Annotated in this window: 1 protein-coding gene; it reads right to left on the reverse strand. The window is 55.0% G+C overall.

Annotated features, from left to right (window positions below):
• Positions 1 to 238, reverse strand: a 238-nt coding sequence (locus tag KVS69_RS20485; RefSeq protein WP_217540176.1) for a hypothetical protein, incomplete at both ends; no start/stop codon positions are given.

Genomic DNA, 238 nt, shown 5'->3' on the forward strand with positions numbered 1-238 from the left:
CGCGGTGTCAGCTCATAGTCTGTATCGGGTTCAAGCAGATAGTTGGAAGAAATATTTACCTGGACGATCTCCACCTGCCCAGGTTGCAACGTCAGTACTTCGCTTCGAGCTTCCATGGTCAGGTTGACGATAACGCCTGTGTATCTGGCTACTTCGCCGGTCGAAGAGACCACGTGGAACGCGTTGTTCCAAAGGCGGCCGTCCGGCATTGTCTGTGGGATGTCGGCCGCACGAATGG

It is taken from the genome of Stenotrophomonas sp. GbtcB23, from assembly GCF_019091045.1.
Lineage (GTDB): Bacteria > Pseudomonadota > Gammaproteobacteria > Xanthomonadales > Xanthomonadaceae > Stenotrophomonas > Stenotrophomonas rhizophila_A.